27 protein-coding genes are annotated in these 25,692 nt (G+C 57.1%); 4 read left to right on the top strand and 23 right to left on the bottom strand.

The features are described from left to right. Positions 1 to 10: 10 nt before the first annotated feature. From QWI16_RS16675 to QWI16_RS16595, 17 genes are all read right to left on the bottom strand, one after another. Positions 11 to 1,000, bottom strand: coding sequence for an XdhC family protein (locus QWI16_RS16675; RefSeq protein ID WP_302714871.1), 990 nt, complete (start codon positions 998 to 1,000; stop codon positions 11 to 13). A 48-nt stretch (positions 1,001 to 1,048) separates the two neighbouring features. After that, positions 1,049 to 1,510 (bottom strand): GNAT family N-acetyltransferase, encoded by a 462-nt coding sequence (locus QWI16_RS16670; RefSeq protein WP_302714868.1) that lies wholly within the window; start codon positions 1,508 to 1,510, stop codon positions 1,049 to 1,051. Positions 1,511 to 1,657: 147 nt separating this feature from the next. Continuing rightward, entirely contained in the window at positions 1,658 to 2,014 is a 357-nt protein-coding gene (locus QWI16_RS16665; RefSeq protein WP_302714866.1) for a GFA family protein, read from the bottom strand. 199 nt (positions 2,015 to 2,213) lie between these two features. Next, positions 2,214 to 3,146 (bottom strand): ribosome biogenesis GTPase YlqF, encoded by a 933-nt coding sequence (ylqF, locus tag QWI16_RS16660; RefSeq protein WP_302714864.1) that lies wholly within the window; start codon positions 3,144 to 3,146, stop codon positions 2,214 to 2,216. A gap of 4 nt (positions 3,147 to 3,150) precedes the next feature. Continuing rightward, on the bottom strand, positions 3,151 to 3,366 hold the full coding sequence (gene ybcJ / locus QWI16_RS16655; RefSeq protein WP_302714862.1) for a ribosome-associated protein YbcJ: 216 nt from the start codon (positions 3,364 to 3,366) through the stop codon (positions 3,151 to 3,153). Beyond that, complete coding sequence (locus QWI16_RS16650) at positions 3,363 to 4,157, bottom strand: hypothetical protein (protein WP_302714859.1); 795 nt, start codon at positions 4,155 to 4,157, stop codon at positions 3,363 to 3,365. Before QWI16_RS16650 ends, ybcJ begins: the two co-directional genes overlap by 4 nt. Next, a complete protein-coding gene (locus tag QWI16_RS16645; RefSeq protein ID WP_302714857.1) occupies positions 4,150 to 5,313 on the bottom strand; it encodes an ABC transporter permease in 1,164 nt (387 codons plus the stop codon). The genes QWI16_RS16650 and QWI16_RS16645 overlap by 8 nt, the downstream gene beginning before the upstream one ends. Continuing rightward, entirely contained in the window at positions 5,310 to 6,038 is a 729-nt protein-coding gene (locus QWI16_RS16640; RefSeq protein WP_302714856.1) for an ABC transporter ATP-binding protein, read from the bottom strand. The genes QWI16_RS16645 and QWI16_RS16640 overlap by 4 nt, the downstream gene beginning before the upstream one ends. Beyond that, positions 6,035 to 7,552 carry an alpha/beta hydrolase gene (locus QWI16_RS16635; protein ID WP_302714854.1) on the bottom strand — a complete coding sequence of 506 codons (1,518 nt, stop codon included), beginning with the start codon at positions 7,550 to 7,552 and terminating at the stop codon, positions 6,035 to 6,037. Before QWI16_RS16635 ends, QWI16_RS16640 begins: the two co-directional genes overlap by 4 nt. Continuing rightward, positions 7,549 to 7,932 carry a GntR family transcriptional regulator gene (locus QWI16_RS16630; protein ID WP_302714851.1) on the bottom strand — a complete coding sequence of 128 codons (384 nt, stop codon included), beginning with the start codon at positions 7,930 to 7,932 and terminating at the stop codon, positions 7,549 to 7,551. The genes QWI16_RS16635 and QWI16_RS16630 overlap by 4 nt, the downstream gene beginning before the upstream one ends. Positions 7,933 to 8,291: 359 nt before the next feature. Next, positions 8,292 to 9,650 carry a hypothetical protein gene (locus QWI16_RS16625; protein ID WP_302714849.1) on the bottom strand — a complete coding sequence of 453 codons (1,359 nt, stop codon included), beginning with the start codon at positions 9,648 to 9,650 and terminating at the stop codon, positions 8,292 to 8,294. Then, on the bottom strand, positions 9,640 to 10,551 hold the full coding sequence (locus tag QWI16_RS16620) for an ABC transporter ATP-binding protein (protein ID WP_302714847.1): 912 nt from the start codon (positions 10,549 to 10,551) through the stop codon (positions 9,640 to 9,642). Before QWI16_RS16620 ends, QWI16_RS16625 begins: the two co-directional genes overlap by 11 nt. Next, entirely contained in the window at positions 10,548 to 11,318 is a 771-nt protein-coding gene (locus tag QWI16_RS16615; RefSeq protein ID WP_302714845.1) for a CPBP family intramembrane glutamic endopeptidase, read from the bottom strand. The genes QWI16_RS16620 and QWI16_RS16615 overlap by 4 nt, the downstream gene beginning before the upstream one ends. Before the next feature lie 133 nt (positions 11,319 to 11,451). Next, the gene (locus QWI16_RS16610) at positions 11,452 to 11,757 is read right to left on the bottom strand and encodes a helix-turn-helix domain-containing protein (RefSeq protein ID WP_302714843.1); all 306 of its coding nucleotides are present in this window, start codon (positions 11,755 to 11,757) and stop codon (positions 11,452 to 11,454) included. Further along, entirely contained in the window at positions 11,754 to 12,203 is a 450-nt protein-coding gene (locus QWI16_RS16605) for a hypothetical protein (RefSeq protein WP_302714841.1), read from the bottom strand. The genes QWI16_RS16610 and QWI16_RS16605 overlap by 4 nt, the downstream gene beginning before the upstream one ends. Before the next feature lie 136 nt (positions 12,204 to 12,339). Further along, positions 12,340 to 12,966, bottom strand: coding sequence for a GDSL-type esterase/lipase family protein (locus QWI16_RS16600; protein WP_302714839.1), 627 nt, complete (start codon positions 12,964 to 12,966; stop codon positions 12,340 to 12,342). Continuing rightward, positions 12,963 to 14,444: an AAA family ATPase gene (locus QWI16_RS16595; protein ID WP_302714838.1), complete on the bottom strand. Its 1,482-nt coding sequence runs from the start codon at positions 14,442 to 14,444 to the stop codon at positions 12,963 to 12,965. Before QWI16_RS16595 ends, QWI16_RS16600 begins: the two co-directional genes overlap by 4 nt. On the opposite strand from QWI16_RS16595, the gene QWI16_RS16590 reads away from it, so the two are divergent. Further along, on the top strand, positions 14,432 to 15,298 hold the full coding sequence (locus QWI16_RS16590; RefSeq protein ID WP_302714836.1) for a hypothetical protein: 867 nt from the start codon (positions 14,432 to 14,434) through the stop codon (positions 15,296 to 15,298). The two genes, QWI16_RS16595 and QWI16_RS16590, sit on opposite strands and share 13 nt — an antisense overlap. A 63-nt stretch (positions 15,299 to 15,361) precedes the next feature. Beyond that, the gene (coq7, locus tag QWI16_RS16585) at positions 15,362 to 16,006 is read left to right on the top strand and encodes a 2-polyprenyl-3-methyl-6-methoxy-1,4-benzoquinone monooxygenase (RefSeq protein WP_302714833.1); all 645 of its coding nucleotides are present in this window, start codon (positions 15,362 to 15,364) and stop codon (positions 16,004 to 16,006) included. Positions 16,007 to 16,051: 45 nt separating this feature from the next. Here the strand turns inward: coq7 and QWI16_RS16580 are convergent, their stop codons facing one another. Beyond that, entirely contained in the window at positions 16,052 to 16,474 is a 423-nt protein-coding gene (locus QWI16_RS16580) for an OsmC family protein (protein ID WP_302714831.1), read from the bottom strand. A gap of 249 nt (positions 16,475 to 16,723) precedes the next feature. Between QWI16_RS16580 and crp the strand changes: the two genes are divergently transcribed. Then, positions 16,724 to 17,359, top strand: coding sequence for a cAMP-activated global transcriptional regulator CRP (gene crp, locus QWI16_RS16575; RefSeq protein WP_302714829.1), 636 nt, complete (start codon positions 16,724 to 16,726; stop codon positions 17,357 to 17,359). A gap of 158 nt (positions 17,360 to 17,517) precedes the next feature. Here crp and QWI16_RS16570 read toward each other — a convergent pair whose 3' ends face one another. The 3 genes from QWI16_RS16570 to QWI16_RS16560 all read right to left on the bottom strand — a co-directional run bounded on the left by QWI16_RS16570 (position 17,518) and on the right by QWI16_RS16560 (position 21,379). Continuing rightward, positions 17,518 to 19,107, bottom strand: coding sequence for an MFS transporter (locus QWI16_RS16570; protein ID WP_302714826.1), 1,590 nt, complete (start codon positions 19,105 to 19,107; stop codon positions 17,518 to 17,520). A gap of 62 nt (positions 19,108 to 19,169) precedes the next feature. Further along, positions 19,170 to 20,318 (bottom strand): Gfo/Idh/MocA family protein, encoded by a 1,149-nt coding sequence (locus tag QWI16_RS16565; protein ID WP_302714824.1) that lies wholly within the window; start codon positions 20,316 to 20,318, stop codon positions 19,170 to 19,172. Beyond that, on the bottom strand, positions 20,318 to 21,379 hold the full coding sequence (locus QWI16_RS16560) for a sugar phosphate isomerase/epimerase family protein (protein WP_302714823.1): 1,062 nt from the start codon (positions 21,377 to 21,379) through the stop codon (positions 20,318 to 20,320). The genes QWI16_RS16565 and QWI16_RS16560 overlap by 1 nt, the downstream gene beginning before the upstream one ends. 319 nt (positions 21,380 to 21,698) lie before the next feature. Between QWI16_RS16560 and QWI16_RS16555 the strand changes: the two genes are divergently transcribed. Next, positions 21,699 to 22,397: a DUF4386 domain-containing protein gene (locus tag QWI16_RS16555; RefSeq protein ID WP_302714821.1), complete on the top strand. Its 699-nt coding sequence runs from the start codon at positions 21,699 to 21,701 to the stop codon at positions 22,395 to 22,397. Between the two features lie 63 nt (positions 22,398 to 22,460). Here the strand turns inward: QWI16_RS16555 and dnaJ are convergent, their stop codons facing one another. Both dnaJ and dnaK read right to left on the bottom strand, forming a co-directional pair. Further along, positions 22,461 to 23,597, bottom strand: coding sequence for a molecular chaperone DnaJ (gene dnaJ / locus QWI16_RS16550; RefSeq protein WP_302714819.1), 1,137 nt, complete (start codon positions 23,595 to 23,597; stop codon positions 22,461 to 22,463). Between the two features lie 134 nt (positions 23,598 to 23,731). Further along, on the bottom strand, positions 23,732 to 25,657 hold the full coding sequence (gene dnaK, locus QWI16_RS16545; protein WP_302714817.1) for a molecular chaperone DnaK: 1,926 nt from the start codon (positions 25,655 to 25,657) through the stop codon (positions 23,732 to 23,734). Positions 25,658 to 25,692 lie beyond the last annotated feature (35 nt).

Below are 25,692 nucleotides of genomic sequence, written 5' to 3'. Positions count from 1 at the left end.
GCCATCCGAGTCACAGCGCATCGCGCGCGATACCCCGCTGCACCCGCAGAATATCCGCCATCACCGCGAGGGCAATTTCTGCGGGTGTCTTACTACCGAGCGCCAAACCAATGGGCATGTGCAGCCGCGCCACCTGCTCGGCGGATAAACCGCCCGAACGCTGTAATCGCTCGGCGCGCGCCTTGGAGGTTTTATGCGAGCCCATCACACCGATGTAAAACGCCGAAGTGCGCACCGCCTCGATCATCGCCAGATCATCGATGCGCGGGTCGTGAGTTAAGCCGACAATGGCAGTGGCGTGGTGGCAAGCGTCGGGCGCGGCGATATACACCGAGGGCAGCACCTTTTCCATGCGCACTCCAGGCACCGCAAACTGAGTCCAGACCTCCTCACGCGGATCGCAGACAATGACCTCAAAGCCCATGGCCGAAGCAAATTCGGCGCAAAGAACCGAAACGCTGGAGACCCCGGCGATAATCAGCCGCGACACCGGGCCCACCCGAATGTCCACAAAGTTCTCGGCCGGATCGAAGTGCACGCGGGCGCCCTGGCGTTGATCTTCAAGCAACTGGGCGCCACCCGATTTCTGCGAGAGCATCACCCGGCGCGTTTTCACGGTTTGGCCATCCAGCGTGGCCAATACCCTTTGCAGGTGTTCGATATTGGCCGGTGACGGCGCCAGCCGCTCGACTAGCACGCTGAGGCTACCGCCGCAGGGTAAGGTGACGCGGTTGCCGCCCATATTGCCCTCAGCGCCATAGCGAATGCGCTCTACCGGCTTGTCAAAACGTCCGGCGCAAAGTTGCTCGAGAAAGTCCTCTTCGACACAGCCACCTGAGAGCGACCCCAAGTGCTGCCCATCGCCCCTGGCCACAAACAGCGATCCGGGTTCGCGCGGCGAGGAGCCAAAAGTCGCCAGCACCGTACACAGCCAAACCGGCTCTTGGGATTGCAACCACGCCAGCGCCTGGGAGACCACTTGTTTATCCAGATTTTGCATAGAGATACTGTGAACCCGCCGGGCAGGTGTATTCGATGTTAAAAGCCGTTAGTCAACGGCCAGCTCGTAAGTAGTGAACTTACTCCCCAACATCTCCGTTGGATACACAGCCTTGGCTAATTTTTGTAAAAACCGATATTCGCGGCGGGTATGTAAAAAGTGAATCAACACAGTTGTGTGGCCAAGCTCGCGAGCCCAAGCCATCAACTCCCGAAATACCGCTATGCCGAAGCCCCAATGCTTTTCCGCCAATACTATGGCGAGCTCATAGGCGCCCGACTCGTATTGGATACCGCACCAACCGGCCAACTCACCATCCACCACCACCGCCCGAACTCGGCAACCACGCGCATTGTCCACCGACAATTTTCCGCTCACCCACTCCCGCACCGCGCGCTCGTCAAACGTCGGGTGTTCAATCAAATGAGTTCTGGTAACAGAGCTGTTTAGCAGTGGCAAAAAGTCGGCAGGGTTGATGAGAGCAAAGCTTTGATATGTGATCTCGCCCATGGAATCAAATCCGATTAAGTAAAGATAGCTTTCCAGGCAGCGTCTACCCGCTTAACGACCTCTTAGGCTTGTTCAGCCTCGGTCTAGACTCACCTTTACGCCACTGCAGTAGACATAGGGAAAAATGAAATATTAAAGCCCGTCCAACTAAAAACTCTTCCCATCGACATGCTGGCTCTTCAGCGCTCTGGGGTCCACGCCTGTTAGGCAGTTGACGTTGACAGCCACCATCGAAGAACCATCAGGCATATTTCCATAGGCAAAACTCTCCACACCACAGACACTGCAGCATAGGTGACGGATCGAGTTTTTATTAAAAAGATACTCCGTTAAGCTCCCATCGCCAGAGGTCAACTTGAACTGGTCCGCAGGTACAAACCCCAGCACAAAACCCATGCGCTGACAGCGAGAACAATTACAAGTAATGGTATTTTCCAGATCCATGTCTACTTCATAGCTGACAGCGCCGCACTGGCATCCACCGTCGTAGTGTGAAAGTTTCATTACTCAAGCTCCTTTCTATAATAACCAGGTGACTCTCACTGACTCTCGCTTCTTAGCGTATGAATCCGTAAGGAACGAGTTTAAACAGCCTTAAACTCTTAGAACCAAAAGCGTTTTTAATGTCCCACTCCACTTTGGATAGCAGCTTTCATACTAACTTCACAAGACTAGGCCTTACCCCAACTCGAAATCGCAAAACTCAAGCGTTTTTCCGCCGCCTTTTTCGTCGGGCGGCCTTATCCAGCTCTTTTTGCTCCGCCTTTTTCTCGGCGAGGGCTTTGGCCTCGGCCACTTCACGCTCAACCACCTCCGGGGTTTCCAGGCTGATGCGGCCCAGATTGCCAGTACGAAAATCGTTGACAAACAACTGCGAGACTTTGTTTAAATCCGCTCGCCCACCGGCGCCCAGGCAGCCGCGGCGCGCGGCGATCAACTCCAGCACCTCGAGCTCGGAGTCTGGCAGCTCTTTGAGGTTGTAGCGCTCAATCAGGGCCTCGGGATAGGCTTTGCGCAGGTAATCGGCACCGAAAAAAGCAACGTCTACATAGTCCAGGGCAGTGTCTTTGATGGCACCGGTGAAGGCCAGGCGATAGCTGCAATTGTGGACCTGCTGCTTGGGCCAGAGAATGCCCGGTGTGTCCAATAGGACAAAGTGCTCGTCAATATCGATAGTTTGCTGGCGTTTGGTCACCGCCGGCTCGTTGCCGGTTTTGGCCACAGCGCGCCCGGCGAGGGTGTTGATCAAGGTGGATTTACCGACATTGGGAATACCCAAAATCATCGCTTTGAGTTTTTTCAGGCCGCGGGTTTTCTCGGGGGCGAGTTTGCGACACAGATCCGGCAAGGTGTGAATGCGGGCAGGCTCCTGGGTGCTAACCGCGAGGGTTTTGGTGTTGCGCTGAGCATCCAGGTAGTTTTGCCACAGGGCAATGTTGTCCGGTTCGGCCAGGTCGGATTTGGTGAGCACTTTGACCACCGGCTTGTCTCCCCGGATGCTGGCGATCATCGGGTTTTCACTGCTGAAGGGGATGCGCGCGTCCAGCACCTCAATCACAATATCGACCTTGGGCAGCACTTCGCGCATTTCTTTTTGCGCTTTGTGCATATGCCCTGGGTACCACTGCAAAGTCACAGGCTTACTCCACAATTAAAATGCTGTTGCCGTTAAAAGACACCGTCTGCCCGGCGATGATTTTGCAGCGCTTGCGAGTTTCAATGGCGCCATCCACGCTGACCATGCCGGCGTCGATCACCTGCTTGGCAACCGCGCCGCTTTCAACCCAGCCCTCGACTTTTAACAGGTTGTTGAGGGTAATAAATTCGCTGCCTTCGAGTGCAAACTTTTCTGTCATCGTGGCTTTTCCGCAGGCGAGGCAAATTGCTCGCGTTTAAGGTGTTGAAGTAATTGTGGCCAGAGCGCGCGCCAGGAGTCCCAATTGTGGCCACCCTCGACGATGGCCACCTGCTCTGTCGGAACAAAGGCGGCAAAGGTTTGGTTGGCCGTGTAAAACTTGTCGCTCTCGGCCATACCGAGGTACCAGTCGGCTCCGGCGCCTGCCGGCAGACTCTCCAGCCAGGGCCAAAGGTTTTTCTCCTCGCCGACAGCCTGGGCTGGCCCGCCGTTCAGGCGATGCTGGTAATACTCAGGCTCGCCCACATAGGGCGTGAGCAAGAGCAGGCTGCTGATGTCTGTAGCAAGCGTCGGGTGCTGCTCACCATAGCGCCAGTATAACAGACCGCCAAAGCCTCCCAGGGACACACCGGCCAGGTGGATACGCTCATATCCCAGCGCTTTGGCCGGCTGCAAAACATCTTCACTCAACCGCTCCAGCAGTTGGCGCGAACGGTAATAGCCAAAGTGCGCGTTTACCGCTACGGCATCTACCGGCAGATCCGCCTGCGCCAACTGGCGTATCAAACCCTCCTTTTCAAACCGCTCGATACCATCGCCCATGCCCGGCAAAAGCACCAGCAAATCCTGCGCGCGCTCGCTAGGCACCGCAGTGCTCGGCGAGTAACCACTGGCGCGCTCGTAGAAGCGAGTGGCCATGGGCGTATCGGCCGTTTGCAGGTAATAGCAGCCCGCTGTTGATATGCAGGCGGCGAGCAATAGCCACCACACAAGTCTTTTAAGCTTATCCATAAATCACCTTGGCGCGGCGAATTTGCCGCGCGGCCAACCATAATGCCAAAGCGCTGACCGGCAGCGCACTGAGCCAGAATGCCGGGTAGGCCATCAGCGGTATGGCCTCACCCAACAGCAGATTTTTGAGCACGGTTTGATGGCCGAGCAACGGCACCCAAAGGTGCCAGGACTCATAGAGCCCGGGATTGGTGACAATCACAAAGAAAGGCACCATGGGCAAGATGATTAAAAAACCCATATAGGTCTGTGCGTCTTTAAACGAGCGCGAGAGAATCCCGAGCGCCAGTTGCAAGGCGGCTGCGATAAAAGCCACCGGTACCAGCGCAACAAAAATACCCACCATGGCGTACAGCCCCACAGACACCCGCAAGCCGATTTCGTTAAACGGCAGAAAGTAGAGCGCGATAAACAACAGAAGCTGACACAGCGAAATCACCGCCAACGTCAGAGCCACCGCTGCCAGCCATTTACCCACAATCAGCACAAACGAGGGCACGGGATTGAGTAGCAAAGACTCCAGGGATTTTCGTTCACGCTCACCGGCGGTCATGTCCGCAGCAAACCCCACACTGCCCATCATGGCGCACATCAGCAACAGCAGCGGCACACCACCGAGAATCAAACCGCCCATTTGCTGCTCACTGGCCACATTCGCCTCGCGCACAGCGATGGGATTCACCAGCTTGGGACTGAGCCCGCGGGCGAGAATATTCACCGCCGCTTCCACCGCGTTATATCGGTAAAGCAAACTGCGCACTTCGCCAACGGCGCCGTGCACTTTTTGGTTTGAGGCGTTGTACACCAGCGTGGCGGTGCGCGGCTCTTTGCTGCCTGGAGGCACGGGCTCGCTGGCGAGTACCAGGGCGTAGTCCAGCTCGCCAGCCTCAATGGCGGCGTAGGGGTCGCTGGGCGCCTCCTTGATACTGATGCGATTCTCCACCAGCCAGGCCGTCAATGCTTCATCCTGCCCGGCCACGGCCAGCTCAATATCGCGCTCCTCCGGATTTTGAAAATGGATGGCAAGGCCGATGCCCAGGGCAAAAAACACCACCATATACACCGGCGGCAAAAACGCGAGCTTCATGGCGCGCTTATCGCGCACGGCATCGCGCAGCTCTTTACGCCACACGGCGCTGAGTTTGTTCCAGATCATGCGATGCCCTCCTTTTGCGACAAGCTGACAAAAGCGTCTTCCAATGACGCACAGCCCGCAGCGGCAATAACGTCTTCCACGCTGCCGCCTGCCACCAGGCGGCCACCTGCAATCACCAACACCCGGTCGCAGAGGTTTTCTACCTCGTACATCAAGTGGCTGGAAAACAGCACCGAGCGCCCCTCGGCTTTTTGCTGGCGCAAGAGCGCGCGCACCGCGCGGGTGGTAATCACATCCAGTCCGTTGGTGGGCTCATCCAGCAATATGTGGCCAGGGCGATGGACAATGGCGCGCGCCAGGGCGGTTTTCATGCGCTCACCGAGAGAAAAACCATCGGCGTGGCGCTCGGCAATGGACTCCATACCGAGTATGTCGATCAGTTCATCGGTGTTGACTTGAATATCCCACTCGCTCATGCCTTGCAAGCGGGCAAAGTAGGCAATGTTTTCACGGGCGGTCAGGCGTTTGTACAGGCCGGCGTTATCCGGTAATACACCGAGCAGCGAGCGCGCCTTTTCCGGCTGCTTTTGCACGTGTACGCCATCGATATGAATCTGGCCGCTGTCCGGGTTCAGCAGCCCGTAAATTAAACGCATGAGCGTGGATTTGCCCGCGCCGTTTAAACCGAGCAGGCCGACAATTTCACCGTTGCCTATGGTCATGGACACCTTGTCCAGCGCCTGGAGTGTGCCAAAGGTTTTACTGATCTGTTCTATCTCAATCACTCGCTGGCCTCCGTGCTCTGTGCCGGTTGGGCCTGCAGGTAGGGCTGCATGGGGATGATGGTGTCAATGCATTCGGCCTGCGACGCTTCCAGTGTCGTATGCCGGACAAACTCCGTCAGCAGTTTGCTGGCGCAGCCCTGCACGGTCACGCCGTGGTGAGCGCCGCTTGCCACCAGATGCGTCGCCTGGGATAAGTGCTCTGCTACCCGCTCGCCCCACTCGGGCGGGGTGACCGGATCTCGCTCACCCGAGAGCAAGAGCGTGGGCGCATCGGCCGCCACCGGCGTAAAGTAATGGTCGGGCAGCTCGCCGCTGGGCCAGAATTCGCACACCTGAATCATGGTGTCGGCCAGATCCACCCCGAGAAAAGACGCTGGCTCAAGCGCGGGTGCCGCGCGCATGTCCTCGCTGCAGATCACGCTAAAGTGCATACCCATGGCAATGCGTGGCTGATTGTCGGCGGCCATAAATTGGCTGACGGCCGAGGCCAACAAGCTAAAATCGCCCGCCTCGGCACGCGCCAACAAGTGCGGCAACAAGCGCGACAGTATGCGGTCGTAGAGCGTCAGACGCACCAGGCTGGCAAATTTTTCCGCGTCCAGCAATATCTCGCGCGGCTCAGAAGTGAGCGGATCGTCGATGGTCATGCGCACCGGCGCCTGCGCCAACCGCTCGGCAACTCGCCGGGCATTGTCAGCGGGATCGCCGTAGCGGCTCGCACACGCGGGCTCGCTCGTGCACTGCTGCGCTACCTCGGCCAAGGCACGGTTAGCACTGGCGCCCATGGTTTTGGGCAGCGCCAGGGACACAGGGGCCAGGCCATCGAGCACAGCGCTGCGGATCACCGATGGGTGCGCCCCCATGTAGGCCAGTGCCACCCGAGTACCGTAGGAGCCCGCCCAGAGGTTGATACGCGAATAACCAAGTGCCTCACGCACGAACTCCAGGTCAGCCACCGCGTAGGGCGTGGTCATAAAAGGCGCCTTCGAGGCGTGCTCGCTCGCGCACTGGCGTAAACTCTCCAACACTTTTGCGTGCGAGGCGAGCATGGGCTCGGCCAGAGACACCGGTTGCTCTTCTAAACAATACAAAGGGGCCGATTGGCCCGTACCGCGCTGATCGACAAAGACAATGTCGCGCTCTTTGCGCAAGTTAAAAAAGGCCTGCACCAGAGTATCCGAGACCTCAATGGCCGATTGCCCGGGGCCGCCGGCAATGATGAAAATCGGATCGGGCTCGGGCACAGCGCTGATGGACGGCCAGCGCTTAACGGCGATGTCTATATGTTCAGAATCGGCGCGGGCGTGATCCAGAGGTACCGAAAAGCGGCCGCATTCTGCGCCGCTAACCGCCGGTGGCGAATCGCCCGGCTCGCGCTCGCAGGCTTGCAGGCGCGTTTCGGTGGTGGAACTCTGGTTGGCTGTGTCACAACCGGTAAACAATAAACCGCTGAAAACGGACACCCAGACGAGCGCGCCCGCCCGGTACAGCCACTGTGTTCTTGCGAGCGTCAAGACGATTTCTCCTTTCGCAATTGTCGCAGGTAGTCATCCAGTAATTCGGGCAAGGTGTCCACCTCCACCCCCAACTGCCTGGCCGCCTGTATCAGTTCATCCAGTTGCGGCTCCAGCAGTTGCCCCGGCGTATCCGCCTGAGTTGGTCTGGCGGCCACCTCCATGGGGCGGCCGCGCCTGCGCACGAGTATACCCTCCGCTTCCAATTGGTTGTACGCTTTGGAGATGGTCATGGGGTTGACGGCGTGGGTGCTGGCCAGCTCGCGCACCGAGGGCAGGCAGTCGCCGGGCTGCAATTGGCCACCCGCCACCAACCGCCGGATTTGCTCCACCAATTGTCGGTATATTGGAATGCCCGAACCGGGATTTAGAATAAACACGGTAACTCCTAGGGCCTGTTAACACTAATTGAATACGCCTGCTGGAAGCCAGTTTTGTTTCCAGCTAGGCGCCGTGAGCGAAGTTTGGTCATTCCAAATAAGCGAAAGCTGGCCCCATGAGCGCAGCGAGTGCTTTGGGTCTCGGCAACAACGCTGGAGGCAAAACTGGCTCCAGCCCTTCGGGTTGCACCTAAAAATCCGCCACTGGGCGTCGCCTGCATGGATGCAGGTGAGGCGCGAGAGCAGGATGCGGTAAGCTTTGCTTGTCGTTCATTTGGAACCACCAAACTTCTCTCCTCGCGCCTTAATTGGCGAATTTCTAGGTGCAACAGGCTGTACTCAATTAGTGTTAACAGGCCCTAGAGTGGCCAGCCGGTAGGCAAGGCAGTAAAATCCATCCTTGCCCAGCGCTGGTGCACTTTATGGCGCAGCACGAGGCTGAGCGCCAAGCCCACGATCACCCCGCACCATAGCGCGGGATGGGCAACCTCGCTGGCACCACTAAACAGAACAAACACGCTGAACACCAGTATCAATATCAAGCTGCCAAGGCCGCTCCAGACACTGTCGCTGCCGTAGACGAATAAAAACCAATAGCCTGACAACACCGTTAACACGGCGCTGACCACCACCACCTCAACAACTTTCTGCCAGGCCAGCTCACCGAAAAACACCGGGCCCAAATAAAGTAAAGAGACAGGCAGGATCACCACTGGAATCATTCGCAACAACACCCGCTCAAGATGCGTGATCAACGCCTTCCGGTCACCCGGGAGCAGCAACCACAGGCTGCGAAGCCGCCGCACGACATTCATAACCATCACCACCACCATGGTGGAGGAAAACAAAAACAGATAGATCACGTTTGAGACAAAACTTTCGTCACTCGGCAAGGGTGAAAAGGGTTTATCACCGCCTAGACTCAAGAGCGCCAGAATTAAAAAACATACCACTATGGCCGCACAGGTCGCCAAGAATACAGCCAGCGTGGGATGGGCAGACAGCAAGGCGGTTTTGCTAAAGCGCTCAAACTCACCCGACCCTAAGCGAATACGCGAAAACAGGGTAAAGGCCGGGCCACTGCCCTGACCTTTCAGGTTTTTGACTGAAAAGGCGTTGCGCGTGATACGCCCGGCAAGTGCCACACGATGCAACCCGATCCAGGCCAACGCGCCAATAGTCAGAGCGAGTGCAAAAAGCGCAAGATCCGGCAGGCCGGCGTAAACGATGGTCACACCGGCCTGCACAGGTTCGCGGGTCAGGGCAAAAAAAACGGCCCAGCCGACAATAAAAAAGGCTACCGGAAACACAATGGCGGCAGCGGCTGCAATGCTGACCAGCGCCCACACTAATGCCGCGATCCGCAAGCCCTCCAAGGTGGCGCCCTTGACGACCAGGGCGGTTACCAGAAGCACCCACATCGCCAGGGCAAATGCACTCAGCACAATCAACATACGCGCGCTCGGCGCCGCCAACACAAATACGCGCGATGCCAATAACTCGCGTATCCGAACGGGTAATACCATGGCGCCCAGGCTGATGCTCACAGCGATCAGCACAAGGCCGGTATGAATCGCATTACCCGCGCCGCGGGATTGAAAATAAACGCTCACGGCAAGCGTCAACACCGTGGCGACCACAATAAGAATGCGCCACGCCATGAGCGGCACAAACAAATAGCGGGCGAGAGCCAAATAGCCGTTAACATTAGCGACCATGAGCGCCTCCGTGCCAGTAGAGGAAAATATCCTCGAGCCCCAGAGCACTTACGCGGATATCCACAAGCCCGAGTACTTCTAGCTCTTTTGCTCGCTGCGGCGTCCACTCGGCCAATACGAGCTGACCGCCGGCGCGGTTCGTCTCGCTGTGCAAAAGACCTGTAAGCTCGGCCAGCTGAGATTGTGGGATCTGGCCGGAATAGTCGATTCGCACCACACTCTCGTAGAGCTGGTCAAGCTCGCTATCGCAGGTAAGCTGGCCGTTTTCCAGACACCACACCCGATTCACAATGCGCTCCATGTCCGACACAATGTGCGATGAAAAAATAATCGCGCAGTTGTCGCGGCAGGCGTAGTCCATTAACTGCTGAAAGAATTGCCGCCGGGCAATAGGGTCGAGCGAGGCAACAGGCTCATCCAGTACCAGTAAATCCGGATTGTGAGCCACAGCGAGCACAATAGCCAACTTTTGCTTTTGCCCTTCGGACATTCGGCGAATGCGCTTGGTCTGTGACAGCTCCCACTCGGGCATCAGCCGCTCGACCAATGCCTGATTCCAGCGCGGACGCAACTGACGGTACAAGTTAAACAGCTGTTGGGGCGTCAGCTCACCCGGCAATTCATCGCGCTGCGGTACATAGCCGACACGCTGCTTGGTCGCGCCGCTTAATTCGGTGGCCCTTTCGCCCCAGAGCAAGCTCTCGCCAAAAGCGGGAAAACCAAACCCGAGCATGGTTTCCAGCAAAGTGGTTTTACCCGAGCCGTTTTTTCCCAACAGGCCGACCACATCACCGCCGCGCACGTTTAACGAAATGTTATTGAGCACAGTCTGACCATCGAGCTGGCGCTGCAAATTCGACACTTCCACCGGGCACATCAAAGACGGTTGCTGCGCTGTCATGCTCCTAACCCCAGGTAAGTGATCATCACTGTGGCAAACAGGTTGTTCGCCAAATGCAAAACCCAGGGGGTGATCAACGAGCCGGTCTTCTCACGGGCAAAACCCAGTATCAGCGCGAAGGCAAATAACTGACCCAGCACCAGCGGGTTGTACTGCCCGACATGCAACAGCAAAAACAACAGGCTGGTCAGCAATAAGGTACCGGAAAAACCGAGCCAGCTATGGCGCCAGGCTTTGAAGAGATAGCCGCGAAACACCAGCTCCTCCAGTACCGGTGCCAGTAGCACCACAACCAGTGACACCAGTAAATGACGCGAACCGGTCATCATTTGCACAAACGGGTCTTCCGGGATATCCACCCACAGGTGTAGGGCAATGGCAAACGCCTGATAGAGCGCCCAAATCGCCATCCAGAAACCGATTGTGCGCAGGGCGACGGGCTTAAGCGCCAGGGTTTCGCGCCAGGACTGCTGGCTAAAGTGGGAAATCAACAGAATCAGCGGCATCAGGAAAAGAAACTGCACCATATACATGCCGGCCAGTCCATCCAGACTCTGGCCGTGTTGGGTGATCAAAGCTTCAACCTCACCCTGGGGCAAGCCCGGCTGCGTCACTGCGGTGTAAATACCAAAACAGATAAAGTAGGCGAAGGTGGCCACCAGGTACACCAGGGCCATAACGGCCAGCCAACCGGAAGCGCGCCCGGCTCGCGGCAGCGATTGTTGGGGCTCTTCAGGCCGCCCCTCGGCCAAAGGAATGGATTGCATGTGTGCTCCTTGTTGCTTTTGTGTCTTCTTGCTTAATGAGGTCTTCAAGGGTTGGTATACAGCCCGCCCCACACAATGTGTATTAATACACTAATACACATTGGTCGAAGCTGCAAGCGAATTTGCCATTACATTAAAAGAGCGCGAGCGTCCCCGCCACACCGATACCCACCCCGAGCAGCAGGGCCGCCGCCATCAGCGCCAGCACCCGCCACTGCTGGCGCTGCTGCTGCTCAAGCCGGCGCGATGGTGCCAGCAGCTGCTCGCGCTCAAGCGTAAGAACAGCGCAGAGCGAAGAGACGGTCTCGTGGGACCCTATACCCTGATTTTCTACCCGCTGCACAGTACGCAGGCTAAGTGCGGCGACATCGGCCAACTGCTGCTGCGTCCATCCCCTGCCCTGGCGCTGGTAGCGAACCAAATTGCCGTCCAGGTTCATACACCACCTCCGCCCATCCAGGCGCCGAGGATGCCAAAGACAAAGCCCGCCGCAAACAGGCCAACCAGCCACAGCAGCAAGCGTTTGGGTCCGGCGAGCAGAGGGCTTTTAAAAGCGGGGTAGCAACCACTGTCCGTATCAATCAGCTGCTCGCCCCGATAGAGCTCGACGGCGTAATGGCCGCGCAGTATGGACTCAGTTTTAAAAATGGCGTGGTAGGCGATACCGTCGACCTCGAACCTGTGGCACGCACTGAGTCGGGTGAGATTGCGGGTATCGCTGACCACCTGACCGTCCACGCTCACGGTTTCCCGGCCGCTCCAGGCCGAGCCCCAGACATGGATGATGTGCTCGCCCACATCAAAAAAGCACTCTATACCCTCGGTCAAACTAACGCTCAGCCCCAGGGCGTCGGATTCATTGGTTTTTTCTGTTGGCTCGTTCATGCCGTGTTCTCCTGTTGTCACCGAGCCCATTGCAGCGTCTGGCGCGGCAAATTACGACGTCTGCTGTGCGACAGTCCCACCTTTGGCGTACGACAGATAGGCGAAAATAATGAATGGCGCGCCAAAAGGCTCAGGACTACAGAGCGCCGCGCTCGGCCAAAAGCTCGGCCAGCGCCGCGGCGATTTTGCCGTAACCTTCACCATTGGGGTGAATACGATCCGAGCGCAAGCTGGCCTCGCCCAGCACATCGGCGACAATATCCGGTGCCAGTGGCAACTGATTGCGCTCGGCGAGTTGACGATAGAGCGGCTCAGCCCGAAGCAGCAGCGAACGCTTGGGCACGGGGATCAAGACAACGTCGATCCCCCTGGCAAGGGCCAGATCAATCATCGCCTGGAGGTTTTGCGCAAGCTGCACCTCGTCCAGCGAGCGCAGTATGTCGTTGCCCCCGTGACAGAGCAGCAGTAAATCCGGCTGCACCCGGTCGAGCACCCCGGGCAGGCGCGCTAAACCCTCGGCCGAGACTTCTCCGGGGATGCCCTCGTTGATCACCTGACGATCAATCAGCCGGGACAAGTGCGCGGGATAGCTCTGCTCTACCTCAGCGCCCGTGCCGCGGGTGAGGCTGTCGCCAAAAGCCAAAAGGCGGGCATCGGCGGGCAGATAATCGAGCCTTGGTGAATCGGAGCAGGCGCTCAGTGTCAGTAACATCAGCGCCCAGCAAAACCTCGACCAAAAAGCCCACGCAGCGAGGCGGCTCATGCCGGCACCGTGCGTTCGCTGGCCCACTGGCGCAGGCGAGCGATTTGCTCAGCCATCACCACCGACAGCGGACTGGTGGCCGAACACTCGGACAACAAGAGCGGGGTGTCCATGGCCAAAGCCTCGGCCTGGGCGTGATAGACAGACGCGATAATAGCCTGCTCAATTTCCGCCCCGTTAAAGCCCTCGCTCGCACGGGCCAAAGCCTCAAGATCAAACTGGGCCGGCTCATAACCGCGCTTGCGCAAATGGATGGCAAAAATGTCCTGACGCACTGCGGCATCGGGCAGATCGACAAAGAAGATTTCATCCAGTCGGCCCTTGCGAATCAGCTCCGGCGGCAAGCGGCTGATGTCGTTGCTGGTAGCGACAATAAACACCCGGCTTGGGCGCTCGGCCATCCAGGTCAGCAGAGTACCGAGCAGACGCTGGGCCGTGCCGTTATCGGCGCCGTCCTGACTCATGGCCTTTTCAATTTCATCCATCCAGAGTACGCAAGGAGACATGGCATCGGCCAGCTGCAAGGCTTCGCGCAGATTGCGCTCGGTCTCGCCGATGTATTTGTTGTAGAGCGCCGCCATATCCAGGCGCAGCAGTGCCAGCCCCCACATGCCGGCCACGGCTTTGGCGGCGAGCGATTTACCACCACCCTGCACCCCCAGTAGCAATATGCCCTTGGGCCGGTCCAGGGTTGAGTTCTCCTGCACGAACGCCTCACGGCGATTGGTGAGCCAGCGCTTGAGATTGGCCAGCCCGCCGACATTGGCAAAATCGTCCACCTCGTTTTCAAAGCTGACAATACCCTCAAGATCCAGCATCTGGAACTTGCTGCGGTTGATGCGCGGCAGATCCTCGGCCGATATGGCGCCGTCGTCCCAAATGGCCGAGCGCACCAGCCGGCGCACATCACTGACGCTGAGCCCCTGCAAAGTGGCCACCAGCTTTTTCAGGGTGACATTGTCGGTCTTGATGCGGGTATCGCCGTGTTTTTGCGACCAGCGCTTGGCCTCGTCGCGCACCAGATCCAAAATCCGGTCGTCGCTCGGCAGGGGCATGGAAAAGCCACTGGCGTAGCGCGACAGCTCCTTGGGCAGCTGCAAACGGTGACTGATAAACACCAATGTGTTTGGCACCGCCAGGTGGTTGAGAGCGATGTCCTTAATCAGCCGGACAATCTCCGGCTGATCGGTCAAATACGGGTGAAAATCGCACAATAGATAAATGCAGGCCTCGTGTGAGGCCTTGATATGACGCAAGAGCTCCACCGGCTCATTGAATTTGGTTTCGGTGGGGGCGAGCTGCGGGCCAAAGGTGAGCGTGCTCAAGCCGTCGGTGATACTCCAGCGGGCCAGTTTGGCAAACCGCGTGCGCGCCACATTGAGCAGCATCTCCTCGGCCTTTTTTTCCTCGAAGGTTTCCATGACCACGAGCGGAATGCTCGCATCCATAATCTGATTGATATCGGATGTATCCTGCACTGGCTGTCCTCTGCGATGGGTTGGCCAATCCTGCCAGTGTTGCGGCAAAGGCGCAACTGACCTTGGAGGCCGTGCCGATACCGGCTACACTTCGCCTTTTTACGGACATGGATCTCGCGGTGAACTACCGAGCGCTGATATTGCCACTTGTGCTGCTACTGGGGTTGCCCGGCCAGGTGCTGGCCCAGGATGAGAAGGAAAAGGGCATCCACTTTACCTGCTCCCTGCCCCAGGATCTGCCAGAAATCCAGCGCCTGCACAGCTACTACCGCGACGCCTTTGCCGCGCTGGGCTACCAGTTCAGCATGACCCATAAACCAGCCAAGCGCTCCCTGGCCGAGGCCGTATCCGGGGTTAGCGACGGTGAGTGCGCCCGCGCCGTGGAGACACTGGAGCCACAGGAGACCGCAGAGCTGGTGCCCGTCAACGTGGTGGTTGGCTCAAGCTCTGTCAACGTATGGAGCCGCGAAGAGAAAGCCTTAACGCTGGAAGATCTGGCCAGTAGTAAGCACGTTATCTGCTACGTGGACAGCAACTATTCCAGCCGCTTCTGGCTGGAGAAAATCAAGACCCTCTACCCCGACCAGGCCCCCGCGGCCTTTACCGTCAATAGCGAGCAGACCGCCCTGCGCATGCTGGCTTTTGGCCGGCTGACCCACTGCATAGGCCCGCAGCTACTGTTCAGAGCGGCAGCCCGCAAAGCCAGCCTCAGCGGGCAGGTGTTCGATAACGGCAAGCTCGGTACCGTCTACGCCCAGCCGCTGCTGCACAAAGACCATCGGGCGTTGGCCGAACCGTTTTCCCGCGAGCTCAAAGCCATTGTCGAGGCGCGCGGCGCCATTGCGACCAACTAGCGTATACTGTCAGCAACGATTGCAACACAGCTCCAACCGAGTGAACCGAGCCTGGGAGATGTTATGAGCACACGCCACTACTCACTGATTGATCAGCTGATCCTCAAAGCGGATAAAACCCTTCAGGCGATGGCTGGCAGCCGGCCGGTGAGCCACAGACCCTCCCCTGGCGACAACCTCGAAGAGCCGGAGCTCGATGCCCGGGAAAGACGCCACGCAGCGGGCCTAATGCGAGTTAACCACGCGGGCGAAGTCTGCGCTCAGGCGCTTTATGAAGGCCAGGCACTGACTGCAAAGCTGCCGCAGGTGCGCGAGCAAATGCGCGAAGCGGCCGAAGAGGAAGAGGATCACCTGCGCTGGTGCCAAACGCGCCTGGATGAGCTGGGCAGTCATAGCAGTTACCTCAACCCGCTGTGGTACAGCGCCTCCTTTGCGATCGGCGCCACCGCAGGGCTGATCAGTGACCGGGTGAGCCTGGGCTTTGTCGCGGCCACGGAAGAGCAGGTGTGCAAACACCTGGAGTCGCACCTGAAAAGCCTGCCGGCGGGCGACAATAAATCCCGGGTAATCGTGATGCAAATGCTGGAAGATGAAGCCCGCCACGCACATTCTGCGCTGGAAGCCGGAGGCATGCGCTTCCCAGCGCCGGTCAAGGCGGTCATGACCCTAAGCTCCAAAGCCATGACCGTAGCGAGTTACTACCTTTAAAGCCCCTTAACCACTCCGCTTGTCTTGCAAGTGGTGCAGTTGCCGCTACGTCTTGTCGGAAATCTCATAATCGTGTGTAATTTTTACACCCGCCCCTTCCAACATAATGGAGGCCGAGCAATATTTGGTCGCTGATAACTCTACCGCACGGGCAACCTGCTTGTCTTTGAGCTCAGTACCGCTGACCACAAAGTGTAGATGAATACGGGTGAACACAGCCGGTACAGCATCGGCGCGCTCGGCGGTAATCTCTACCCGGCAGTCTGTGACCTGCTGACGGGTTTTCTGCAGAATACTCACCACATCGAAGCTGGAGCAGCCGCCGAGGCCCAAGAGCAACATTTCCATTGGCCGGATACCGGTGTTACGGCCGCCGTGATCCGCTGGCCCGTCCATTACAACGCTGTGGCCGCTGCCAGATTCACCCAGAAACTGTGCACCATCCACCCACTTGACTGTCGCTTGCATTGTCTCGCCTCTTTTCAGTGTGATACGCGCGGCACCGCCGGCGGCGCCAAGCCTACCACAATCCGGCAACCGGCAGAACTTGTCGTTGAATTCAACTAATGATTCATGGCGTCGGCTGGCCTTGTGGTTATACTGTAATAACTGAGTCACAAACATGGCAAGCTCAATGCTTGTAATTTGGCAGCCTTGGTAAATCACGGCATAATGAGCCACCTTAATTTTCCGCAACATACTGGTAGGAGCCGCACTTTGGTCGCCGTCTCACTAACACCGCACATTAAGAACGTCGATGATTTTTTAGGTCATTGTCATCGCCGCCGCTACCCCGCCAAAAGCACCATCATCTACGCTGGCGATAAAAGCGATTCGCTTTACTACATCGTCAAAGGTTCTGTCACCGTCCTGATTGAAGACGACGAAGGCCGGGAAATGATTGTTGCCTACCTGAACGATGGCGATTTTTTCGGCGAGATGGGTCTGTTCGACACACAGGATTCACGCAGCGCCTGGGTTCGCGCAAAATCTGAATGTGAAGTGGCGGAAATCAGCTACGGAAAGTTTCAGGAAGTCGCCGAAGATCACCCGGAATTTCTCTTTGCTCTGAGCACGCAAATGGCACGGCGCCTGCGCAAAACCACCCGCAAAGTGGGCGATCTCGCTTTTCTGGATGTCACCGGTCGCGTCGCGCGCACTCTTCTTGATTTGTGCAAAGAGCCCGACGCCATGACCCACCCCGACGGTATGCAAATCAAAATTACACGTCAGGAGATTGGCCGTATTGTCGGTTGCTCACGAGAGATGGTCGGGCGCGTTTTGAAAACGCTGGAAGAACAGGGATTGGTCGATGTGAAAGGCAAAACGATGGTGGTCTACGGCACGCGATAAGCGCAGGAAGGTAGTCGCCAGCAAAGCCCTGCTTATTAAACGGGGCTTTTTTCTACTTCTCTGTAGTCTCTTGCTCCGTCGCCGCGATCTCTTACTGAAATAAAAAAGGGAGTGCGATTGCACTCCCTTTTTTAATTTACTACTCAGAGGCTATAGCGTTAAGCCGCGCTGTTGTTCGAGCTTTCTGAGCCTAGCTTAACCGCTCGATAACCACCTTGTTTGCGATCGCGCAGGAACATCAGTCCAAAAAACAGTGCCACAATCAAGGCAACGGGCGCTACCCAGCGAAATGCCATACGACCGCCATAGTTATCGGCAGGGCTCAGTATGGCACCCGCCTCACCAATCAGCGCCTGCTCTTGCGGCAAACCCGAAGAGGTCAGGGCTCGTAAGGCGTTACCGGTCAGAGGTCCATCCAATTCACCGTTTTCCCGGTAATAGGCGAGAGCGGCGGCGTTGTTTTCATAAACGGTCTGTGCATCCTGCGTGCGGTACCCCAATGCCGCCATGGCATCGAGATCACCAACTGCTGCTTCGGCCTGCTCGACGTAGCCCGGGAAGCGATCTTCCACCTGCTCCAGAATCTGTACTGTGCGCTGCTGATCCAAGGCATCAGGCATATAGCGGTCGGCGATGCCACCCATCTGGCCCTGCAGAGTACCGGAGGCGGCCATACCCATACCGATCATTAACACAATTCCAACAGAACCGGCTTTGGGAAAACGCTCGCTCATTAAACCCACCATAGTGGGGAAGAAGAAGGCCACACCAAATGCGAATACGGTAGCGGCAAACATTAACTTGAAAGCGCCGGTTTCAAACAACGAGAACAAAATCAGGCCCGAACCGGTTAACAGTGCCGCACAGAACAAAATACCCGTCGGCGCCAAGCGCTCCACCACGGGACCGGCAAACAAGCGCAGTACCGCCATCAAACCCGTGAGCCAGGCAAACACCAACATACCGTCCATGCCGGCATTGGTGAGTACATCGGGAATCCAACGCATGGGGCCAAGCTCAAGCGACAGGGTGATCATTTTAATCACGATCAGCAGCAACACCACCGGGTGGGTAATGATGTAAAGCAGAATTTCCTTAACCGGCACACCAGCTTCGGCCGTCTCGGTTTTGGGGAATTTTAACGGCAGCAACATAATGCCGTAGCCAATAATAGGGATGTAGATAATGGCAATATGCGCGGTCCAATGACCCAGATCAATGCCGCCCACACTGCCGATTTTGAACATTGCCCAACCCAGCAGAGAGCCTACCACCATACCGCCGGGGAAAAAGGCGTGGAAGTGATTCAGCTTAACGGTTTTGCGCTCCGGGAAAAGAGCCGCCGTCATAGGGTTGCCCGTCGCTTCGATAAGGCCATTACCGATACCTAGGGAAATAGCGCCCAAAAACAGCACCCAGTAACCCGAGGGGCTGCCAGCGTAAAAGAAGGCGGCAAGCAGTAAAGTCACCCCGATCAAATGACCGAAAAAGGCGCCGACTGCGGCGAATTTAAGACCCACCTTTTCCAAAAAAGGCGCAATGGCAATCAACGACAGTGCCATACCCCAGAGCACGGCACCACCAATGGTGCCCACATCGGCATTAGTGAGAATAAACTCGGACTTTAACTGCCCCAGTATCCCACCTACCAGGGCAAAGGAAAAAGCGGTAGGAAAGAGCGCCAAACAGGCACCCGCAAACAGGCGAGAACGGTGGAGCCCATTGGCATCCAGTGCGGCATTATTCATAGCTGGTTATCCTCTAATTATTGTTAGTGCCCCGCCCTTTCAGAGCGGGGCTTGATTACGGTTTAACTCAAAGGGGTCCAGCGACTGTCTGCCTCTGACGACGCAATGACCGCTGTAATAAACTTGAGGCCTTCAACCCCGGTATCGATGCCGGGAATCCAGCTTTCGATATCCACAGTTTTCCCTTCACGTTTGGCCTGGAGGACATCGGCCACGTCTTTGTAGATGGTGGCAAACGCTTCGAGGTAACCCTCCGGGTGGCCAAAGGGAATACGGATACCGCGCACGGCAAATTCGCTGTCCCAGTAGTCATCGCGGCGGGTAATGCGCTGCTGAGGCGCACCCAGTGGGGTAAACCACATTTCGTTGGGGTTTTCCTGCGCCCAGGACAAACCGGCTTTGTCACCGTAGATGCGAATACGCAAACCGTTTTCGCAGCCCGGTGCCACCTGGCTGGTCCAGAGCATGCCCTTGGCGCCGCCTTCAAAGCGCATCATGACGTGGACGTTATCGTCCACCGGGCGGCCCGGCACGAACGCCGTTAAATCAGCACACACCGAAGTCACCTTTTGCCCACTGATAAAGCGCGCCAGCTGAAACGCGTGAGTGCCGATATCCCCCAGGCAACCTGCGGCGCCGGAACGCGCCGGATCAGTGCGCCAGGACGCCTGCTTATTGTCATCGCCCTGAGCTTCGGTCAACCACTCCTGCGGGTATTCCACCTGCACAATACGGATATTGCCCAGATCGCCACGCGCGACCATTTCGCGCGCGTAGCGCACCAGCGGGTAACCACTGTAATTGTGCGTCAGGGCAAAAAAGGCGTCGGTGTTTTTCACCAGCTGCTCAAGCTCCAGCGCCTCTTCCAGAGTGCGCGTCACGGGCTTGTCGCAAATCACATTGATGCCCGCTTCAAGCGCGGCCTTGGCCACCGGAAAGTGCATGTGGTTGGGCGTCACAATCGCCACTGCTTCAATACCGTCCTCGCGGGCGGCCTCGGCCTTGAACATCTCTTCGTAGGAGTGGTAGGCACGATCCGGCGCGATCAGTAAATCCTCGGCCGAGAGCTTGGCGTTTTCCGGGTTGGACGACAGCGCTCCAGCCACCAGCTCGTACTTGTCATCAATACGTGAGGCGATGCGGTGCACGGCGCCGATAAACGCGCCGCGGCCCCCGCCGACCATACCTAAGCGAATACGCGGTGCAGCCATTACTTGCCTCCCAAGCCGAGAATGCGGCGGTTGCTGGCTTCGTCGGCTTCGCCACCGGCAAAGTCATCAAAGGCTTTTTCGGTGATGCGAATAATATGCTCGGAGACAAAGCGCGAGCCCTCTTCGGCGCCGGCTTCGGGGTGCTTCATGCAGCATTCCCACTCGATCACGGCCCAGCCGTCGTAGTTGTACTGGGTGAGCTTGGAGAAAATGCCCTTAAAGTCCACCTGTCCATCGCCCAGCGAACGGAAGCGACCGGCGCGCTCTACCCAACCCTCGTAACCGCCATAGACACCCTGCTGGGCGGTGGGGTTGAACTCGGCATCTTTGACATGGAACATTTTGATGCGATCGTGATAGCGATCGATAAACGCCAGGTAATCCAGCTGCTGAAGAATAAAGTGGCTGGGATCATAGAGAATGTTAGCGCGCGGGTGGTTATCCACTTCTTTCAAAAAGCGCTCGAAGGTCACACCGTCGTGCAGGTCCTCACCGGGGTGCAGCTCGTAACACACGTCCACACCCACCTCGTCAAAGGCATCCAGGATCGGCTTCCAGCGCTTGGCCAGCTCCGCAAAACCGGTCTCCACCAGCCCTTGTGGGCGCTGCGGCCAGGGGTACACAAAGGGCCACAAAAGCGCGCCGGAGAAAGTTGCGTGGGCCTTCAGGCCAAAGTTTTTGCTCGCCTTGGCCGCCAGGTAAAGCTGATCCACCGCCCACTTCTGACGCTCGTCGGGCTTGCCGTGCAGATGCTCGGGGGCAAAGATATCAAACATTTCATCGTAGGCAGGGTGCACAGCGACCAACTGACCCTGCAGGTGAGTGGACAGCTCGGTCAGCTCAAGACCGTATTTGCCCAAGGTCTCGGTGACCTCTTTGCAGTAATCCAGATCCTCGGCGGCGCGCTCGAGATCAAACAGGCGCTTGTCCCAGGAGGGCATCTGAATGCCGCGGAAGCCGAGACTGCCCGCCCATTTGGCGATATTTTCCAGAGAGTTAAACGGCGCTTCGTCCCCAGCGAACTGGGCCAGAAACAGCGCGGGGCCTTTGATCATTTTCATTGTGGGTCTCCATTGGGTCTGGCCGCACCGCAATGGCATAACAGGGGCACGGCATTCTCATAAATTTTATATATAATTGTCTTTTTATATGCAATTACTGTAACGCGTTTAGCGGGCATTGCCAAGCACGCTGAAAACTCCGGGAGTATAGCAAGCTGCCCCGAAAACCCCATCCCCCCAAGGATCAGACTTGGCAGAAGTTGGCACTTCTTTACATAGATTGGAGCCAAGCGGAGAATTCAGCCAAGGGCTTTCCCGGTGCATCTTATCAAGCGTTCTCAGCGTCATACTGGCTCGAAACCTTGGGAGCACCTAGACGATGCAAGCCGCCCCTTCCCCCCATAGCCAAAGTCCAACAGAGCGTCGGCAGCTCGCTCGCCTTGCCGGTGCCTGCTATTTATTGATTATCGTGTTTGGCGTAACCGGGCAATTGTTGTTACGCGGCCCTCTGATCGACTACACCAACGCCGCGGCCACAGCAGCGAATTTGCTCGCTGAACAATCGGCTTGGCGTCTTTCGATTGCCGGCGATTTACTAATGCACTCTTTAGATATAGTGGTCATGATAGCCCTGTTTCACCTGCTGAGCCCGGTGAATAGAACCCTAGCCTGCATGGCTTTGATTGCCAATGTGATTCAAACCGCCATTGCTGGCGCCAATAAGCTCACCTTGATTATGCCGCTCCTGCTGCTGGATAGCGCCAGCCCTGCCGAGGTCAAGGCTGTAGCGACTGAGGTCATGCAATGGATTCATCTGCACGATTACGGCTTTGGCATTGCCCTGATTTTCTTCGGGCTCGCCTGTCTGGCCTACGGTTGGCTACTGTTTCACTCAGCAGAATTTCCTAAGTTCATCGGCGTACTTATGGCCCTGGCCGGTTGCGCCTATTTACTCAACTCGGTAACTCTCTTGCTTGCGCCTGCGCTCTCCGGGTTGGTATTCCCGGTACTGGTGCTATCTTTTATCGGCGAATTGACGTTTACCTTATGGCTGCTGATAAAAGGCACACGGACATAAATTCCGGGCATAAAAAAGCCCCGGCGCCTTTGCGACACCGGGGCTTTATTCCTACACAGACGACTAAATTTTCATATCACCAAAAAAGTTTTTCATGCCGTCAAACCAGCTTTTCTGACGCGGCGAGTTTTTGCCCTCTTTCATGGTGTCAGCAAACTGCTTGAGCAAATCTTTTTGCTTGTTGGTCAGATTCACTGGGGTTTCCAACACTACCCGGCAAAGCAAATCGCCAGCGGCGCCGCCACGCACAGGAGTAACGCCCTTACCGCGCAGGCGAAAGAGCTTGCCGGTTTGCGTCTCAGCAGGCACCTTGAGTTTGACGCGCCCGTCCAGGGTCGGCACTTCAATCTCACCGCCTAAAGAGGCCTGGACAAAATCAATGGGTACCTCGCAGTACAGGTCGCGTCCGTCGCGGGTGAAAATCTTGTGTTCTTTGACGTTGATCTGCACGTAGAGATCGCCCGCCGGGCCGCCTTCCATCCCCGCCTCGCCCTCACCGGACAGGCGAATGCGATCACCGGTATCCACGCCTGGCGGCACTTTCACCGACAGGGTTTTGGTTTCTTCTACGCGCCCCTGGCCGTGACAACTGCCACAGGGATCGGAAATAATGGTGCCGCGTCCGTGACAGCTGGGACAGGTTTGCTGAACCGAGAAAAAGCCCTGCTGCATGCGCACCTGACCTATGCCGCCGCAGGTCGAACAGCTGACAGGCTTGCTACCGGGCTTGGCGCCCGAGCCGTCACAGGTATCGCAGTGCACCAGTGTCGGCACTTTAATCTGAACCTGTGCGCCGCGTACCGCGTCTTCCAGAGACAAATCCAGGGTGTAACGCAGATCCGAACCGCGGGCCGGTCCGCCGCGACGACCACGGCCGCCAGCGCCACCGAAAATATCGCCAAACACATCGCCAAAGATATCGCTGAAGTTACCAAACCCACCGGCGCCAGCACCGCCGCCCATTCCGGCACTGCCATCCACGCCCGCGTGACCAAATTGATCATAGGCGGCGCGTTTTTGCTCGTCGGCGAGAACTTCGTAGGCCTCACTTGCCTCCTTAAACTTGTCCTCTGCTTCTTTGTCGCCGGGGTTGCGGTCCGGGTGGTGTTTCATGGCGACCCGGCGGTAGGCTTTTTTCAAATCCTGCGCCGAGGCGTCTTTTGACACCCCCAGTACGTCGTAATAATCGCGTTTTGCCATGTGTTTGTATGTCCTCAGAGCTAAAGCGGCCCAGGGTCTTACGGTTTACCCTATGAACAAAAGCGGGCCAGGGAAGGCCCCGCCCGCATTTGTCGACTGTTTGAAAGCCGGGCAGGCCGGCCGGGAACGACGGCTTACTTCTTGTCGTCGTCTTTCACTTCTTCAAACTCGGCGTCTACCACACCGTCGTCGGCGTCTTTCTGGTTGTCAGACGCACTTTCACCGGCTCCGGCAGAGGCCTGCTGCTCGGCGTACATCTTCTGCGCCAGAGAGCCCGACGCTTCGGTCAGCTTGGTGGTGGCAGCTTCCATCGCGCTCACATCATCACCCTTCACCGCTTCTTCAGCTTCCGCCACGGCCGATTCAATCGCCGCTTTCTCTTCATCAGTGGCCTTATCGCCCGCTTCTTTCAGCGTTTTCTGGGTGGCGTGAATCAGGCCTTCCAGCGTGTTGCGGGTGGTGACCAGTTGCTCGAATTTCTTATCGGCCTCGGCGTTTGCCTCGGCGTCTTTGACCATCTTCTCGATTTCGTCGTCCGACAGACCGGAGGACGCCTTGATCACGATAGACTGCTCTTTGCCGGTGGCCTTGTCTTTGGCGCTCACGTTCAAAATACCGTTGGCGTCAATATCAAAGGTCACTTCCACCTGCGGCACTCCACGCGGCGCCGGCGGGATATCGGCAAGGTCAAAACGGCCCAGCGATTTGTTTTGCGTCGCCTGCTTACGCTCACCCTGCACCACGTGAATGGTTACCGCGGTCTGGTTATCTTCAGCGGTCGAGAAGACCTGCGATTTCTTCGTCGGGATCGTGGTGTTTTTCTCAATCAGCGGTGTAGCGACGCCGCCCATAGTTTCAATACCCAGGGTCAGCGGGGTAACATCCAACAGCAGCACGTCTTTAACATCGCCAGACAAAACCGCACCTTGAATCGCAGCGCCCATGGCAACGGCCTCATCAGGGTTGACGTCTTTGCGCGGATCTTTGCCAAAGAAATCGGCTACGGCTTTTTGCACCATCGGCATACGGGTCTGACCGCCCACCAAGATCACATCGCTGATGTCGTTCACCGACACGCCTGCATCTTTAATGGCCACTTTCACAGGCTCAAGCGAACGGGTAACCAGCTCTTCAACCAGCGACTCCAGCTTGGCGCGCGACAGTTTTACCACCAAGTGCTTGGGGCCTGTGTTATCGGCGGTGATATAAGGCAGGTTCACCTCGGTCTGCTGGCTGGAAGACAGCTCAATCTTGGCTTTCTCGGCCGCCTCTTTCAGGCGCTGCAGAGCCAGGGGATCGTTGTGCAAATCAATACCCTGCTCTTTTTTGAATTCGCTGGCCAGATACTCGATCAGGCGCAGGTCAAAGTCTTCACCGCCCAAAAAGGTATCGCCGTTGGTAGAAAGCACTTCAAACTGGTGCTCGCCATCCACATCGGCAATCTCGATGATGGAGATATCAAAAGTACCACCGCCCAGATCGTAGACAGCAATGGTACGGTCGCCTTTTTTCTGGTCCATACCATAGGCCAGCGCAGCGGCAGTGGGCTCATTGATGATGCGTTTTACATCGAGACCGGCAATTTTTCCCGCGTCTTTGGTGGCCTGGCGCTGAGAGTCGTTAAAGTAAGCCGGGACGGTAATGACCGCTTCGGTGACTTTTTCACCGAGATAGTCTTCGGCGGTCTTCTTCATTTTCTTCAGCACTTCGGCTGAGATTTGCGGCGGCGCTTTCTTGTCGCCCTTCACTTCCACCCAGGCATCGCCGTTATCGGCTTCAACGATTTTATAAGGCACCATCTTGATGTCTTTTTGCACAACATCGTCTTTGAACTTGCGGCCGATCAAACGCTTAACCGCGTACATGGTGTTGTGCGGGTTGGTGACGGCCTGACGCTTGGCACTCTGGCCCACCAGGATTTCATCGTCGTTGGTAAAGGCAACGATGGACGGCGTGGTGCGATCGCCCTCGGAGTTTTCTATCACCTTGGCTTTATCGCCCTCGAGTACCGATACGCATGAGTTGGTTGTACCCAAATCAATACCAATAATTTTACCCATAATCAGTCTCCTGAAGTTTCTCTGTCGCTGGCCGT

This window comes from Gilvimarinus algae, from assembly GCF_030518215.1.
GTDB lineage: Bacteria > Pseudomonadota > Gammaproteobacteria > Pseudomonadales > Cellvibrionaceae > Gilvimarinus > Gilvimarinus algae.
This window is presented reverse-complemented; position numbering and strand designations above follow the sequence as displayed.